Here is a 14,306-nt window from a genome sequence, read left to right as displayed (position 1 = left end):
CGAGCATGCGCGCCGCGCGGCACGAAGGACGCGCGGTCACCCCTGCATTGTCCCGGCCCTCGGCCATCCTGACAGGCGGATCCGACACGGTTCGCTGTGGACTGCGCCACGTCGCGCGGCCCCCCACGGCTCCGTACCACATCAGGGGCCCAAAGCGGCCCCCGGTTCGGGGCATTGGCGAACAAAACGCCGAACATCCCGGTGCGGTACAACAATCGGCCAGCCTACCTTCCCCGGCAGGCCCCGCGATCACGGGGAGCGGTGGGTCCGGGTGCCGCAGAGGAGGAAGGCGACGGTCCGCTCGCGCTCGGTCCAGTCGGCCGGGTCGAGGCCGACGGTCTGCAGCAGACGGCTCTCCACGGTGTAGCCGCCGTCGGCGAGGGCGGCGCCGATCGCCTCGGCCTCGTCGCGGGTGGAGGCGTGGGCGACGATCCGCTCGGGCCTGCGGTCGGTGCAGGCGGTGACGACGGGGACTCCCCCGCCGCCGATGCGGACGACGTCGGGTTCGGGCAGGCGCTCCAGCACGTGCGGGGCGCGGCCGGGGACGGCCTGGAGCAGGACGCCGGCGCGGCGGGCGGCGGCCTCGGTGCGGGCGCAGGCCTCCGGGTCCGCGTCGACGGCGATGACGGCGGCGCCGAAGCGGGCGGCCTCGACCGCGAAGGCGCCGTCGGCACAGCCGATGTCCCAGACGAGGTCGCCGACGCGCGGGCCGAGGCGGGCGAGGTGCGCGGCGCGCAGGGCGGGGTCCTGGCCGGTGCGGCCGCCGGTCTCCTCGGTGGGCAGCCCCCAGCCCCGTACGGCGGGGGTGTCGTCGCCCATGAGCCAGGCTCCGGCGCGGCCGGGGGCGGGGGTGCCGCCGATGGCGATGACGACGTTGGGGTCGCGCCAGACGTGGTCGGCGGCCTTGTCGGAGGTGAGGACGGTGACCTGTTCGCGCGCGGTGCCGAGCTCCTCGCAGATGACGAAGGTGCGGTGCACGCCGTCGAGCAGCAGGGCGAGTTCGGCGGGGCCCGCGCCGGGCGAGGTGAGGACGGCGACCTTGGGGTGGGCGCGGCAGACGTTGACGGCACGGCGCAGGGTGCGCTGGTGGGCGACGACGATCCTGGCGTCGTCCCAGGGCATGCCGGCCCGGGCGAAGGCGGCGGCGACGGAGGAGACCGCGGGGACGACCTCGACCTCGAGGCCGTGCTCGGGGGCGCGCAGGGTGCGCACGACGCCGAAGAAGCCGGGGTCGCCGTCGGCGAGGACGACGGCGGTGCCGCGGTGGCCGGCGATCCGGCGGGCGGCGAGGTCGACGCTGCCGAGGCGGATGCGTTCGGCGTTCGGCGGCACTTCGGGGAGGGCGAGGTGGTGCGCGGCGCCGGCGACGAGGGTGGCGGCGGCCAGCGCGGAACGGGCCGCCGCGGTGAGGGGCGAACCGTCCCAGCCGATCACCGTGACCCGGTCGGCCATCTGTCTCTGTCTCCCTGGAGGTGGGTGCGGGTCGGGGGCGGAACGAGCCTACCGGGGCGGGTCCCGGTCAGCTCCAGTCCGCGTAGCCGGAGTAGCCGGCCTCGGCGAGCTGGTCGGCGCTGTCCAGGTCCTCGGGGAGGAGGCTCCAGACGATGAGGTCGGTGCGGACGTCGGTCCAGTCGCCGCTCTCGGTCTGGCTGCGCGCTATCCACGCGTTGCGCAGGACGCCCTCGCTGATGCAGCCGATCTTCTGGGCGACCTGCTGGGAGGCGGTGTTGTCGGCGGCGGTGCGCAGTTCCATGCGCTCGAAGGCGCGGTCGCCGAAGAGCCACTGGGCGACGGCGAGGACGGACTCGGTGGCGTATCCCTCGCCTCGGGCCCAGGGGGCGGTCACGTAGGCGACCTCGATGGAGCGGGTGCGCCAGTCGGTGTTGCGGAGGTGGACGGTGCCGACGAGCCGCTGGGTGAGGAACTCGGTGACGGCGAAGACCACGCCGCGGCCTTCGGAGCGTTCCGCAGGAGCGATCCTGCGCACCCAGTCCTCGGCGTCGGCGCGGGTGTAGGGGTGCGGGACGGAGGTCCAGGCGACCACCAGTTCGTCGTTCATCATCTCGACGAAGGCGGGGATGTCGGCCTCTTCGTACGGGCGCAGCACCAACCGGTCCGTGTTGATGGAGAGGGACGGGAAGGTGGTAGTCATCTGCAGCTCCATACGTGAAGACCGTGAACGCACAGCATGCAGCATGGGGCTGCCGCCGCGCATGCGCGGGTGAGCCGAAGGCCCCGCGCGCCGGACGGGGCGTGCGGGGCCTTCTGCTGGACGACCGTACTACGGGGGCCTTCTGACGGGCCCTCGCCTGACGGGTCGTTACTTGGCGGCACCGAAGGCCGGGATGACCGAGCCCTTGTAGGTGTCCTCGATGTACTTCTTCACCTCGGGCGAGTTGAGGAGCTTGGCGAGCTTCTGCACGCGGGCGTCCTTCTCGTTGCCCTCCTTGACGGCGAGGAAGTTGGCGTAGGGGTTGCCCTCCGCCTTCTCCAGGGCGAGGGAGTCCTTGGCGGGCTCCAGCTTGGCCTCGATGGCGTAGTTGCCGTTGATGACGGCGGCGTCGACGTCGTTCAGGGCGCGGGGCACGGTGGCGGCCTCCAGCTCCTTGAACTCCAGGCCCTTCTTGTCGGTGATGTCGGAGAGCTTGGCGTCGGTGCCGACGCCCGCCTTGAGGGTGATGAGCCCGTTGTCGGCGAGCAGGTGGAGGGCGCGGCCCTCGTTGGTGGTGTCGTTGGGGACGGCGATGGTCTGGCCGGCCTTGATGTCCTTCAGCGACTTGACGCTCTTGGAGTAGAGGCCGAGCGGCTCCAGGTGGACGTTGACCACCGGGACGATGTGGGTGTTGTTCTTCTTGTTGAAGTCGTCGAGGTACGGCTTGTGCTGGAAGAAGTTGGCGTCGACCTGGCCGGACTCGGTGGCGGTGTTCGGCAGGACGTAGTCCGTGAACTCCTTCACCTCCAGCTTCAGGCCCTCCTTGGCGGCGAGCTTGTCCTTGACGAAGTTCAGGATGTCGGCGTGCGGCGTCGGGGACGCGGCGACGACGAGCGGCTTGTCCGCGGATCCGGCGGCGTCCTTGGTGGAGGACGACGGGTCGGAGGACGTACCGCAGGCGGTGAGGCCCAGGGCGAGAGCGGCGGTGGCGGCGATGCCCGCGGTGAGCTTGATGTTGGTGCGCACGAAGAGTGCCTCTTTCCGGTGGAGCGGTGGACGCCTGGACAACGAGTCCTGGCTTTTTCTTCGGGGTGACGAAGTCGGGGTGGGCCCGGCCGGGTTACGCGGTGCGGCCGCGGCGGGCGAGGAGGCGGACGACGCCGTCTCCGATGAGCTGGACGACGGTGACGATCGCGACCAGGACGACGACGGTGACCAGCATGAACGTGGTGTCGAAGCGCTGGTACCCGTACGTGACGGCCTTGGAGCCGAGTCCCTCGCCGCCGACCGCGCCGGCCATCGCGGAGTAGCCGATGAGCACGATGACGGTGGTGGTGACGCCGGAGACCAGGGAGGGCAGGGCCTGCGGGAGCAGGACCTTGCGGACGATGGTCGGGATGCCGCCGCCCATGGACTGGACGGCCTCGACGAGTCCGTGGTCGACCTCGCGGATCGCGGTCTCGACGAGCCGGGCGAAGAAGGGGATGGCGCCGATGGCGAGCGGGACGATCATCGCGGTCGGGCCGATGAAGGTGCCCACGACGAAGGTGGTGAAGGGGATCAGGGCGATCAGCAGGATGATGAAGGGCAGCGAGCGGCCCACGTTCACGATCGCACCGACGACCTTGTTCACCGGTCGGTTCTGCAGCAGTCCGCCCTTGTCGGTGAGGACGAGGAGGATGCCGAGCGGGAGGCCGCCGAGGATGGTGACGACGGTGGCCCACAGGACCATGTAGAGGGTGTCGACGGTGCCCTGCTGGAGCAGCGGCTGCATTTCGGACCAGGTCACTTGGCACCTTCCTTCACCAGCGCGGGCGCCTGGGCGGGCACGGGCCGGGCCTGCGGTTCTGCGTCGCCGTCGGCGTGGTCGACGGGTTCGACCTGGAGGCCCTGCTCGCGCAGGAAGCCGACCGGGACGACGTTGTCCTCGTAGCGTCCGGGCAGTTCGATCCGCATCCGGCCGATCTGCCGGCCGCCGACGGTGTCCATCGCCGCGCCGAGGATCGAGATGTCGATGTTGTACGTACGGGAGAGCTGCGAGATGACCGGCTGGGTGGCGGTCTCGCCGTGGAAGGTCACGTCCACGACCGTGCGGTCGGGGGCGGTGGCGGCGCCGCTGACCGGGAACAGCTCGGCGGCCAGCTGGGAGCCGGGGGTCGCGAGCAGTTCGCCGACGGTGCCGGACTCGACGATCCGGCCCTTCTGCATCAGCGCGGCCGAGTCGCAGATCGTCTTGACGACGTCCATCTCGTGCGTGATGAGCAGGACGGTGAGGCCGAGCTGCCGGTTGAGGTCGCGGAGCAGCTGGAGGATGGAGCGGGTGGTCTCCGGGTCGAGGGCGCTGGTGGCCTCGTCGGAGAGCAGGACCTTGGGCTCGCCGGCCAGGGCGCGGGCGATGCCGACGCGCTGCTTCTGGCCGCCGGAGAGCTGGCCCGGGTAGGACTTCGCCTTGTCGGCCAGGCCGACCAGGTCGAGGAGTTCGAGGGCGCGGCGGGAGCGCTCGGCGCCCGAGACGCCCAGGATCTCCAGCGGGAGCTCGATGTTGTCCTTGACGGTGCGGGAGGACAGCAGGTTGAAGTGCTGGAAGACCATGCCGATGCTGCTGCGGGCCCGGCGCAGGTCCTTGCCCGCCCGCCGGCCGCGGCCGGCGAGGGCGGTCAGGTCGACGCCGTCCACGGTCACGGTGCCGGAGGTGGGGCGCTCCAGGAGGTTGACGCAGCGGATGAGGGAGGACTTGCCGGCGCCGCTCTGGCCGATCACGCCGAAGACCTCGCCCTCACGGACGTGGAGGTCGACGCCGTCCAGGGCGGTGACCTGGCGGCCTCTCGACTCGTAGACCTTGGTCAGGCCCGAAGTGGTGATCACAGGGGTTTCCGTCACTGTCGAGTGCGCGGCGCGGGGTCCGCCGTGCACGGGGCATACGTCGTTCGGACAGTCAGGCGCAGGCGGTCGCTGTCGCGGCTGGTGGCCGGGAGGCAGCGCATGTGCGCGGGGCGGCACGGTCCGCGCCGGGAGGCGTACGGAACGGCTGGCCGTCGGGGCTCGCTTCGGGGCGCGAGTCTCGGTCGGGGGCCCTCAGATGGCGCACATTCGACACATACAACGAGCACCGGGCGTCGTGATCGCCTCGGTCGCAAGGGTGCGGCTGCTCGTCGTGGTCATGTCTGCAAGTAAAGCATGCAAACGTGCGAACGAAAGGGGGCCGTCCGCATAGCGGACATCGGTGAGACGCCATGCGGACAGCCCGGCGCCGGTTCAACGCCCGGCGACGATCTCCACCCCGCCCTCCGTGGCCTGCGCCGATACCTCGGACAGATCGGTCACCACGACGTCCGCGGCGAGCTGTTCGCGGGCGTGGGTTGTGGCCAAGGCCACGGTCCGCATGCCCGCGGCACGGCCGGCCTCCAGTCCGGCGGGGGCGTCCTCGAAGACGACGCAGCGGGCCGGGTCGACGCCCAGCTTCGCGGCTGCGAGCAGGAAGGGCTCCGGGTCGGGCTTGCCGCGGGTGATGTCGTCGGCGGCGATCAGCAGGGGCGCCTCGATGCCGGCGGCGCGCAGCCGGGCCTCGCCGAGCCGGCGGGTGGCCGAGGTGACCACGGCCCAGCGGCCGGCGGGCAGGGCGGCGAGCAGCTCCGCGGCGCCGGGCAGCAGGGCGACTCCGCCGTCGCCCCCGGCGCCGTTCTCCACGTCCGCCAGCTCCAGGTCCTCGATCCGGGCGAGGGCCTCGGCGACCCGCTCGGCGGGCAGCAGGTCGGCGACGATCTCGGCGGCCGGGCGGCCGTGCAGCGGGACCCGGGCGAAGTCCTCGGCGGTCAGCCCGTACTCCCCCGCCCACCGGATCCAGCAGCGGGCGACGGACTCCATGGAGGAGACCAGGGTGCCGTCGTTGTCGAACAGGAGGGCTTCGGCGTGCGTCTTCATGAAGATCGACCCTACGGGGGCGGGGGGGCGAGCGCATCGGGCCATTCGGCCCGTAATACCCTCGGGCGCATGCTTGACGCCCTGACGGTCGCGGTCTCGGTGGCCGCGCTCGCCCTCGCCGCCTGGTGCGGCTTCGCCTTCACCCGGAACCAGTCCACCAAGGACTGGCACTTCATCGGCATGGCCGTGGTGACCCTGCTCGCCCTGGTGCAGCTGGTGGTCGGGATCGTGCAGCTGGTCCGCGGCGAGAAGGCCGAGGAGGGCACGACGATCTTCATCGCCTACCTGCTGGGCGCGCTGTGCGCGGTGCCGGCGGCGGGTCTGATGTCGCTGACCGAGCGGAGCAAGTGGGGCTCGGCGACGGTGGCGGCCGGCGCGGTCGTGCTCGCCGTGCTCGAAGTGCGTCTCTACGACATCTGGACGGTGGGCTGATCATGACCGCGACCGAGACCGAGAAGCGGAGGACCGGCCGGCTGGTCACGGGCCCGGGGATGCTGCTGGTCTGGCTGTACGGCGTGATGTCGGTGGGCGCGGTCTCCCGCTCGATCTACCAGATCGCCACCGAGTTCGACCGGGCCCCGCTGGCGTACTCCCTGTCGGCGGTCGCCGCGGTGGTCTACGCGTTCATCACGTACACGCTGGTACGGGGCGGGGAGACGGCCCGCAGGGCGGCGCTGGTGTGCTGCGCCGCCGAGCTCGTGGGCGTGCTGACCGTGGGGACCTGGACGCTGGTCGAGCCGTCGGCCTTCCCGGACGCGACGGTCTGGTCCGACTACGGCTACGGCTACATCTTCATCCCGGTGCTGCTGCCGCTGACCGGCGTCTGGTGGCTGCGGCGGTCCCGGGCGGCCGTCTGACCGCCCGGGGACTCCGCGGACCCGGTGCCGGGACGGCCTCGGGTCCGCGGGACCGGCATGATCCGGAAGGCGGGGACTAGGCCGCCTTCTCCAGGGTGACGAGGGTGAGGCGCGGGCCCACCTCGCGGGTGGACACCTGGGCGTAGCCCTTGCTGCGGTAGAGGCGCAGGTTGCCCTCGCTGCGGTGACCGGTGAAGAGCTGGAAGCGCTTGGCCGCGGGGGCCGGCTCCTCGGCGAAGTGGCTCTCGATCGCGTCCAGGAGCCGGCCGCCCAGGCCGTGGCGCTGGAGGCGCGGGTGGACGATGAGCTTGGCGATCCGCACGGTGCCGTCCTCGTCGAGCCGGCCGCGCACGGAGGCGACGATCTCGTCGCCGAGGCGGGCCACGAAGCCCTGGCCCTCGTCGAGTTCGGCGCGCAGGGCGTCGAGCGACTGGGTCAGCGGCTCGATCGACCAGTCCTGGTAGATCTCGGCCTCACGCTGATAGCAGAGGTACTGCAGCTTGAGGATGTGCTCCGCGTCCTGCGCGTCTGCCGCTGAGATGGTCACGCTCATGCCCATGTGTGCATGCCTCCCGCTCACCTGGTCCGCCGTCGGTCTACGGCACCCTTCCCCGAACGCCGGGGACGGGAACCTCCGCAGCCAGCATTCTGCGCAGGCATCCCAGGCAACGGGAACGCATCGGGCCCAGACTCCCCTGTGAGATACCCAACGCTCCTGCGATTTCGCGGTAGGTGGGGTCCGCGGGGTGGAGCATCGCGGCGAGCAGCCGGGGGCACTGGCCCGGGGTGCGGCGGACCGCGGCGCGCACGGTGCGGCGGCGTTCGGAGACGAGCGCGGAGCTCTCGGGCGAGCCGTGCGCCTCGTGTGCCGGTTCCCCCGGGTAGGGCCGCTCCCGCGCCGAGTCCCGGCGGGCGCGGCGGGCCTCGGCGCGGACCGCCCTGCGCAGCCAGTCGGCGGGCTGCTCGGGGGCGCCGTCCTCCCGGAACCGCTCCAGGAGGCGGAGCCAGACGGCCTGTTCGAGGTCCCCCGCCTCGACCCCGGCGGCCGGGGCCTCCGCACGGGACTCGGCGGCGAGCAGGGGCGTGAGCGTGGCGAGCAGCGCTTCGGGGGAGGTCATGCCCGCCACGATGCGGGGCGGGGCGGGGGCGGTTGCGGGGACGGGCGGAATCCACCCGGTCGGGGGTACGGGGCGGGATGCCGGCTCCCGGGGCCCAGCCCGGCCCGCACCGGCTCCGGGGCGGGCGCGGGATCCCCTGTCCGGCAGCCGACGGCCCCGCCAGCCGGTCGCCGGTCGCCGGTCGCCGGTCGCCTGTCGCCTGTCGCCTGTCGCCTGTCGCCTGTCGCCTGTCGCCGGCGTATCGGACGGGGGACCCCGGCCCCCGCCCCGTCAGCGGCCCGCCGTGAACTCCGCGGCCGCCAGCAGCGCCGTGTCGGCGTTGTCGGAGAAGAGGCCGTCGATCCCCGTCGCGAAGAACCGCTTCAGCGCGCCGAAGGCGTCGCCGTAGGCCGTCGGGTCGGTGCCGCGCCGGTACTCGGCCGGCAGGAAGGAGTTCTCGTTGCGCTGGGTGTACGGGTGGAGGACGAGGCCCTCCGCGTGGGCGTCGCGGACCAGGGTGGTCTCGGTGCCGAGGCGGCCGTTCGCGTCGCGCGGCAGGATCAGGTCGAGGGTCGGCCCGATGCCCTGCGCGTAGGAGGCGATCCAGCGCAGGCCCTCCGGCTTGACCAGGTCGGCGACGGTGCGCGGGTCGCCGGACTGCACGAAGTCCCAGGGGCGGCTGCTCGCCCCGGAGAGCAGGACCACGCGCGGGCAGTCGACGAGCCGGGCGAGCCGCTGGATGCTGCCGGGCTCGAAGGACTGGAGGAAGACGGGCGCGTTCGCGCGGTGGCGGCCGTAGCGGCGGAGCAGCTTGGCGAGGCGCTCCTCCAGGCCGAGGCCGAGCGAACGGAAGTAGGTGGGGTGCTTGGTCTCGACGTGCAGCCACACCTCGCGTCCCCGGCGGCGGCCCTCCTTCTCGGCCCAGCGCAGCACCTCCCCGAAGGTGGGCACGTCCCAGCGGCCGTCGTAGAGGGTGTTCTCCTGCCGGGTGGCGGGGATCCGCTCCTTGGCCCGCAGGGTCTTGAGCTCGGCGAGGGTGAAGTCCTCGGTGAACCAGCCGGTGATCGACGTGCCGTCGACGCTCTTGGTGGTCCTCCGCGAGGCGAACTCGGGGTGGTCGGCGACGTCGGTGGTGCCGGTGATGTCGTTCTCGTGGCGGCACACGAGGTGCCCGTCCTTGGTGGGGACGAGGTCCTGCTCGATGACGTGGGCGCCCATGTCGAGGGCGAGCTGATAGGAGCCGAGGGTGTGCTCGGGGCGGTAGCCGCTGGCCCCGCGGTGGCCGATGACGGTGGGGACGGGCAGGGAGCGGTAGCCGTGGCCGTCGCCGCCGTGCCCCCGGCCTCGGTCGCGGTCGGCCGCGGCGTCCGCGGCGACGGCCGACTGCACGGCCTGGGCGGTGCCGCCGCCGAGGACCGCGGAGCCGCCGAGGACGGCCGCACCGGCCGCGCCGAGGACCGCTCGCCGCGCCGGGGTCCTGCTCTCACCCTGTGTCATGACCACTCCTTCGGTGTGATGTCCCGCACCTGTCAACTGATGTCCTGACGCTAGGCAGTGATGCCCTACGGGCGGCAGACCTCGGCGGAACATGGCGGAAACACACGTCAACACCGCGTATCCACTCCGTGAACCCGATGTGCGACCGGGCGTGACCCGCGAGTATCGTCCACACCTGCACGTGCCGCTCCGCCGAGCCGCACACGCCCGAACCGCCCCGACGCCGGAGGAACCGTTGTCCCGTCTCGCGCTCATGAAGGCAGCTCTTGGGCCGGTCCTGCGCCTCATGTTCCGGCCCCGCGTGGAGGGCGCCGAGAACGTCCCGGGGACGGGTCCGGTCATCCTCGCGGGCAACCACCTGACCTTCATCGACTCGATGATCATGCCGATCTGCCTGGACCGCCAGGTCTTCTTCATCGGCAAGGACGAGTACGTGACGGGCAAGGGCGTCAAGGGCCGTCTGATGGCCTGGTTCTTCACCAGCGTCGGCATGATCCCGGTGGACCGCGACGGCGGCCGCGGCGGTGTGGCCGCGCTCATGACGGGCCGCCGGGTGCTGGAGGAGGGCAAGATCTTCTCCATCTACCCCGAGGGCACCCGCTCCCCCGACGGGCGCCTCTACCGCGGCCGCACCGGCATCGCGCGGCTGACCCTGATGACCGGCGCCCCGGTGGTCCCGTTCGCCATGATCGGCACCGACAAGCTCCAGCCGGGCGGCGCCGGCTTCCCGCGCCCGGGCCGGGTCACGGTCCGCTTCGGCGAGCCGATGGAGTTCTCCCGCTACGACGGGATGGACCGCGACCGGTACGTCCTGCGGGCGGTGACGGACTCGGTGATGGCGGAGGTCATGCGGCTCTCCGGCCAGGAGTACGTGGACATGTACGCCACGAAGGCGAAGGCCGCGTAGGCGACGCCTCCGGACACGGCGAAGGGCGCCCCCGCTCCGGGGGCGCCCTTCGCCGTGTGCCTCACGGGAGGAGCTCGGCGCGTCAGTGCTCGACGCCGTCCTCCAGCTTCTGGCCCTTCAGCAGGAACCAGGCCGCGACCGCGGTCGCGAGGAGGACCGCCGCGCCGGCGCCTGCCGCGATCCGCAGCCCGTCGACGAAGGCCTCCTGAGCGGCCGAGACCAGCGCGCCGGCCTGCTCGGGGGCGAGGCCCGCGGAGGCCTCGACCGCGCCGCCCAGCGAGTCGTGGGCCGCGGCGGCGGTCTCCGCCGGGATGCCGGCCGGGGCGGTGAAGCCCCGGTAGACACCGGTCACGATCGAGCCGAGGACCGCGATGCCGAGCGCCGCGCCCAGCTCGTACGCCGTCTCGGACACCGCGGAGGCGGAACCGGCCTGGTCCTTGGGCACGGTGGACAGGATCACGTCGGCCGTGACGGTGAAGGCGAGACCCGCACCGACGCCGACCACGAGCAGGCTCGCGCCGAGCAGCGGGTAGCCGGTGGACTGGCCGATCGCGGTCAGGGCCGCGAGGGCCAGGCCGATGGCGGCCAGACCGCCGGTGACCACGGTCCGTACGGAGAACCGGCGGGCGGCCCGGCCGGCGAGCAGACCCGCGGTCACCGCACCGACGGCGGCGGGCAGTTCGGCGAGGCCGGCCTCCAGCGGCTGGCGGCCCTGGACCAGCTGGAAGAACTGGGACAGGAAGAACACCAGGCCGGACAGGCCCAGGATGGTCAGCAGGTCGGCGAGGACGGCGCCGGAGAAGCCGCGGTTGCGGAACAGGCGCATGTCCAGGAGCGGGGCCGGCAGGGTGAGCTGACGGCGGACGAACCAGGTGAGGGCGCCGACACCGGCGACGGCGGCGACGGCCACGTCCAGGGTGACGCCGTTGGCGGCGAGCTCCTTGACGGCGTAGACGACGCCGATCATGCCGACGAGGGAGAGGCCGACGCTGGGCAGGTCCCAGGGGCCCGGGTTCGGGTTCTTCGACTCCGGGATCAGCTTGACGCCGACGAGGACCAGGACGGCCATGACGGGCAGGTTGATGAGGAAGACCGAACCCCACCAGAAGTGCTCCAGCAGGAATCCGCCGACGACCGGGCCGACCGCGGCACCGGCCGAGGCCATGGCGCCCCAGATGCCGATGGCGAGGCTGCGCTCGCGCGGGTCGTGGAAGAGGTTGCGGATCAGGGCGAGCGTGGACGGCATCAGGGTGGCACCGGCGACTCCGAGCAGGGCGCGGGCCAGGATCATCATCTCGGGGCTGGTCGCGTAGGCGTTCAGCACGGAGACGGCGCCGAAGGCGACGGCTCCGACGAGCAGCAGCTTCTTGCGGCCGATGCGGTCGCCGAGGCTGCCCATGGAGACCAGCAGACCGGCGATGACGAAGGAGTAGACGTCACCGATCCACAGCAGCTGGGTGCCGGAGGGCTTGAGGTCCTCGGAGAGGAAGGGGGTCGCCAGGCCCAGCACCGTGGCGTCGACCGCCACGAGCAGGACGGCCAGGACGAGCACGGCGAGGGCGAGCCACCGACCGGGGCGGCGGACGCCCTCGATATGGCTCTCGTGCTTGACGGTGTCCGTGATCACTTCTCCACGCTCCTGCGCGCTCCGCCGAGCAGCAGCTCGGCGATCATGTATGGAAAGTCCTTGGCGGCGACCCGCCCGTCGGCGACGGCCCAGGCACCCGAGCCGATCAGCCCGTAGAAGGCCTCGCAGAGCCAGGCGGGGGTCAGGTCGATCCGGAAGACGCCCTGTTCCTGGCCGCGCCGGAAGAGTCCGGCGACCCGGGCGTCGAGGCGTTCCCAGCCCTCGTTCTGCTGGTCGCCCTCGAAGAGCTGGTTCTCGGTGACGAGGAACGAGAGCAGCGGCGCGACGGGCTGCACTTCGCCGATCAGGCGTCGTACGGCCTCGTCGGCGGGCCCCTCGTCGAGCCGGGCCGCTTCGAGGGCGGCCTCCAGCTCCTGGATCCCGAGCTCCTCGAGCGCCCGCACCAGCGCGTCCCGCCCGGCGAAGTGCCGGTGCAGGGTGGCCCGGCCGATCCCGGCGGCCCGCGCGACCTCGTCCATGGTGGCGGTCGCCTTGCGGGAGAGCAGGGCTGCGGCGGAGCGGAGCACCTCGGTGCGGTCGACTGACATGAGACGACCATACACCACATGAGACATAGATGTCTCACTCAAGAGTCCTGCGGCTCATTCGGGTCAATCGGGTCCCGAAAACGACGGCGCCGCCGCCCTCCGGATAACGGAGGACGGCGGCGTGGTGCCGCCTCGCGCACCTGCGGGCGGGCCGGCGTGCGGGGCGTACGGGCTACTTCTTGGCGTCGGCCCAGGCGTGCTGGATGACCAGGTCGGCCTTGACCTCGACGAGCTGGGCGGCGACCGCCGAGGGGGCCGTGCCGCCCCGGCCGTCGCGGGAGGCGAGGGCGCCGGGGACGTTGAGGACCGTCCGCACCTCGGGGGTGAGGTGCTCGGAGATCTTGGCGAACTGCTCGTCGGTCAGCCCGTCGAGCTCCTTGCCCTCCGCCTCGGCGACCTTCACGCACTCGCCGGCGACCTCGTGCGCCACCCGGAACGGGACGCCCTGCTTGACCAGCCACTCGGCGATGTCGGTGGCGAGCGAGAAGCCGGCCGGGGCCAGCTCCTCCATGCGCTCCCGGTTGACGGTGAGCGTGGCCATCATGCCGGTGAAGGCGGGCAGCAGGACCTCCAGCTGGTCGCAGGAGTCGAAGACCGGCTCCTTGTCCTCCTGGAGGTCGCGGTTGTAGGCGAGCGGCAGCGCCTTGAGGGTGGCCATCAGACCGGTCAGGTTGCCGATGAGGCGGCCGGACTTGCCCCGGGCCAGCTCGGCGATGTCCGGGTTCTTCTTCTGCGGCATGATCGACGAGCCGGTGGAGAAGGCGTCGTGCAGGGTCACGAAGGAGAACTCCTTCGTGTTCCAGATGATGATCTCCTCCGCGATCCGGGAGAGGTTCACCCCGATCATCGCCGTGATGAAGGCGAACTCCGCGACGAAGTCCCGCGAGGCCGTGCCGTCGATCGAGTTGCCCGCCGAGCCCCGCTCGAAGCCGAGGTCCTTGGCGACCGCCTCCGGGTCGAGCCCGAGCGAGGAGCCGGCCAGGGCGCCGGAGCCGTACGGGGAGACGGCGGTCCGGGTGTCCCACTGGCGCAGCCGCTCCGCGTCCCGGGAGAGGGACTGGACGTGGGCGAGGACGTGGTGGGCGAAGAGCACCGGCTGCGCGTGCTGGAGGTGGGTCCGGCCCGGCATGGCGACGTCCGCGTGCGCCTCGGCGAGGCCGACCAGGGCGTCCTGGAGCTCGGCGATCAGGCCGCCGATGATCCGGGCGTGGTCCCGCAGGTACATCCGGAAGAGGGTCGCGACCTGGTCGTTCCGGGACCGGCCGGCGCGCAGCTTGCCGCCGAGGTCGGCGCCGAGGCGCTCCAGCAGGCCGCGCTCCAGCGCGGTGTGCACGTCCTCGTCGGCGATGGTGCCGACGAAGGAGCCGTCGGCGACGTCCGCCTCCAGCCGGTCGAGGCCGTCGAGCATGCGGGTCAGCTCGTCCTCGGTCAGCAGCCCGGCCTTGTGGAGCACCCGGGCGTGGGCGCGGGAGCCGGCGATGTCGTACGGCGCGAGACGCCAGTCGAAGTGGACCGACGCGGACAGCTTCGCCAGGGCCTCGGCGGGGCCGTCGGCGAACCGGCCGCCCCAGAGCCGGACGTCACCATTGCTGCTGCTCACTGCTGGTTGCTCCTCTGGAGGGTGGACTCTCCTTGATAGGCATAACTATGCAGAACTCCGTATTGTTTTGTCAATGCGGGCCCGGCGGGGTGGAAAACCC

Annotated in this window: 15 protein-coding genes; 3 read left to right on the top strand and 12 right to left on the bottom strand. The window is 72.2% G+C overall.

Annotation, left to right across the window (positions count from 1 at the left end):
- Window positions 1–249 precede the first annotated feature (249 nt).
- The 6 genes from cbiE to ABD981_RS32255 form a co-directional block, all read right to left on the bottom strand.
- Window positions 250–1,452, bottom strand: a complete 1,203-nt coding sequence (cbiE, locus tag ABD981_RS32280) for a precorrin-6y C5,15-methyltransferase (decarboxylating) subunit CbiE (protein ID WP_046911251.1) — start codon at window positions 1,450–1,452, stop codon at window positions 250–252.
- Between the two features lie 67 nt (window positions 1,453–1,519).
- Window positions 1,520–2,164, bottom strand: coding sequence for a GNAT family N-acetyltransferase (locus tag ABD981_RS32275; RefSeq protein ID WP_046911250.1), 645 nt, complete (start codon window positions 2,162–2,164; stop codon window positions 1,520–1,522).
- 156 nt (window positions 2,165–2,320) lie between these two features.
- Window positions 2,321–3,178: a MetQ/NlpA family ABC transporter substrate-binding protein gene (locus ABD981_RS32270; protein ID WP_046911249.1), complete on the bottom strand. Its 858-nt coding sequence runs from the start codon at window positions 3,176–3,178 to the stop codon at window positions 2,321–2,323.
- A gap of 94 nt (window positions 3,179–3,272) precedes the next feature.
- Complete coding sequence (locus ABD981_RS32265; RefSeq protein WP_046911248.1) at window positions 3,273–3,941, bottom strand: methionine ABC transporter permease; 669 nt, start codon at window positions 3,939–3,941, stop codon at window positions 3,273–3,275.
- Window positions 3,938–5,017: a methionine ABC transporter ATP-binding protein gene (locus ABD981_RS32260; protein WP_046911247.1), complete on the bottom strand. Its 1,080-nt coding sequence runs from the start codon at window positions 5,015–5,017 to the stop codon at window positions 3,938–3,940. The genes ABD981_RS32265 and ABD981_RS32260 overlap by 4 nt, the downstream gene beginning before the upstream one ends.
- Window positions 5,018–5,407: 390 nt before the next feature.
- Window positions 5,408–6,073 (bottom strand): HAD-IA family hydrolase, encoded by a 666-nt coding sequence (locus ABD981_RS32255; RefSeq protein WP_046911256.1) that lies wholly within the window; start codon window positions 6,071–6,073, stop codon window positions 5,408–5,410.
- A 69-nt stretch (window positions 6,074–6,142) separates the two neighbouring features.
- Here ABD981_RS32255 and ABD981_RS32250 point away from each other — a divergent pair, with 69 nt between their 5' ends.
- Together ABD981_RS32250 and ABD981_RS32245 are read left to right on the top strand one after the other, a co-directional pair.
- Window positions 6,143–6,505: a hypothetical protein gene (locus ABD981_RS32250; protein ID WP_046911246.1), complete on the top strand. Its 363-nt coding sequence runs from the start codon at window positions 6,143–6,145 to the stop codon at window positions 6,503–6,505.
- Between the two features lie 2 nt (window positions 6,506–6,507).
- The gene (locus tag ABD981_RS32245) at window positions 6,508–6,930 is read left to right on the top strand and encodes a hypothetical protein (RefSeq protein ID WP_046911245.1); all 423 of its coding nucleotides are present in this window, start codon (window positions 6,508–6,510) and stop codon (window positions 6,928–6,930) included.
- Between the two features lie 76 nt (window positions 6,931–7,006).
- Here ABD981_RS32245 and ABD981_RS32240 read toward each other — a convergent pair whose 3' ends face one another.
- The 3 genes from ABD981_RS32240 to ABD981_RS32230 form a co-directional block, all read right to left on the bottom strand.
- The gene (locus ABD981_RS32240) at window positions 7,007–7,489 is read right to left on the bottom strand and encodes a GNAT family N-acetyltransferase (RefSeq protein ID WP_046911244.1); all 483 of its coding nucleotides are present in this window, start codon (window positions 7,487–7,489) and stop codon (window positions 7,007–7,009) included.
- Between the two features lie 37 nt (window positions 7,490–7,526).
- Window positions 7,527–8,048 (bottom strand): hypothetical protein, encoded by a 522-nt coding sequence (locus ABD981_RS32235; RefSeq protein ID WP_046911243.1) that lies wholly within the window; start codon window positions 8,046–8,048, stop codon window positions 7,527–7,529.
- A gap of 270 nt (window positions 8,049–8,318) precedes the next feature.
- Window positions 8,319–9,524 (bottom strand): glycerophosphodiester phosphodiesterase, encoded by a 1,206-nt coding sequence (locus ABD981_RS32230; protein ID WP_046911242.1) that lies wholly within the window; start codon window positions 9,522–9,524, stop codon window positions 8,319–8,321.
- Window positions 9,525–9,759: 235 nt separating this feature from the next.
- On the opposite strand from ABD981_RS32230, the gene ABD981_RS32225 reads away from it, so the two are divergent.
- Window positions 9,760–10,431 carry a lysophospholipid acyltransferase family protein gene (locus ABD981_RS32225; RefSeq protein ID WP_046911241.1) on the top strand — a complete coding sequence of 224 codons (672 nt, stop codon included), beginning with the start codon at window positions 9,760–9,762 and terminating at the stop codon, window positions 10,429–10,431.
- A gap of 82 nt (window positions 10,432–10,513) precedes the next feature.
- Here ABD981_RS32225 and ABD981_RS32220 read toward each other — a convergent pair whose 3' ends face one another.
- The 3 genes from ABD981_RS32220 to argH all read right to left on the bottom strand — a co-directional run bounded on the left by ABD981_RS32220 (window position 10,514) and on the right by argH (window position 14,206).
- The gene (locus ABD981_RS32220; protein WP_123955091.1) at window positions 10,514–12,055 is read right to left on the bottom strand and encodes an MFS transporter; all 1,542 of its coding nucleotides are present in this window, start codon (window positions 12,053–12,055) and stop codon (window positions 10,514–10,516) included.
- Window positions 12,055–12,606, bottom strand: coding sequence for a TetR/AcrR family transcriptional regulator (locus ABD981_RS32215; protein ID WP_046911239.1), 552 nt, complete (start codon window positions 12,604–12,606; stop codon window positions 12,055–12,057). Before ABD981_RS32215 ends, ABD981_RS32220 begins: the two co-directional genes overlap by 1 nt.
- Before the next feature lie 172 nt (window positions 12,607–12,778).
- On the bottom strand, window positions 12,779–14,206 hold the full coding sequence (argH, locus tag ABD981_RS32210; RefSeq protein WP_046911238.1) for an argininosuccinate lyase: 1,428 nt from the start codon (window positions 14,204–14,206) through the stop codon (window positions 12,779–12,781).
- Between the last annotated feature and the right edge of the window lie 100 nt (window positions 14,207–14,306).

The organism is Streptomyces showdoensis, assembly GCF_039535475.1.
GTDB classification, from domain to species: Bacteria; Actinomycetota; Actinomycetes; order Streptomycetales; family Streptomycetaceae; genus Streptomyces; species Streptomyces showdoensis.
Note: the sequence above shows the minus strand (reverse complement) of the source record. Positions and strands in the feature narration are given on the sequence as shown.

Excerpts from the sequence above, each read along its gene's own strand:
- ABD981_RS32235 (WP_046911243.1), bottom strand. The coding sequence starts at position 8,048 with ATGACCTCCCCCGAAGCGCTGCTCGCCACGCTCACGCCCCTGCTCGCC.
- ABD981_RS32245 (WP_046911245.1), top strand. The coding sequence starts at position 6,508 with ATGACCGCGACCGAGACCGAGAAGCGGAGGACCGGCCGGCTGGTCACG.
- ABD981_RS32240 (WP_046911244.1), bottom strand. The coding sequence starts at position 7,489 with ATGGGCATGAGCGTGACCATCTCAGCGGCAGACGCGCAGGACGCGGAG.
- ABD981_RS32255 (WP_046911256.1), bottom strand. The coding sequence starts at position 6,073 with ATGAAGACGCACGCCGAAGCCCTCCTGTTCGACAACGACGGCACCCTG.
- cbiE (WP_046911251.1), bottom strand. The coding sequence starts at position 1,452 with ATGGCCGACCGGGTCACGGTGATCGGCTGGGACGGTTCGCCCCTCACC.
- ABD981_RS32250 (WP_046911246.1), top strand. The coding sequence starts at position 6,143 with ATGCTTGACGCCCTGACGGTCGCGGTCTCGGTGGCCGCGCTCGCCCTC.
- ABD981_RS32230 (WP_046911242.1), bottom strand. The coding sequence starts at position 9,524 with ATGACACAGGGTGAGAGCAGGACCCCGGCGCGGCGAGCGGTCCTCGGC.
- ABD981_RS32215 (WP_046911239.1), bottom strand. The coding sequence starts at position 12,606 with ATGTCAGTCGACCGCACCGAGGTGCTCCGCTCCGCCGCAGCCCTGCTC.
- ABD981_RS32275 (WP_046911250.1), bottom strand. The coding sequence starts at position 2,164 with ATGGAGCTGCAGATGACTACCACCTTCCCGTCCCTCTCCATCAACACG.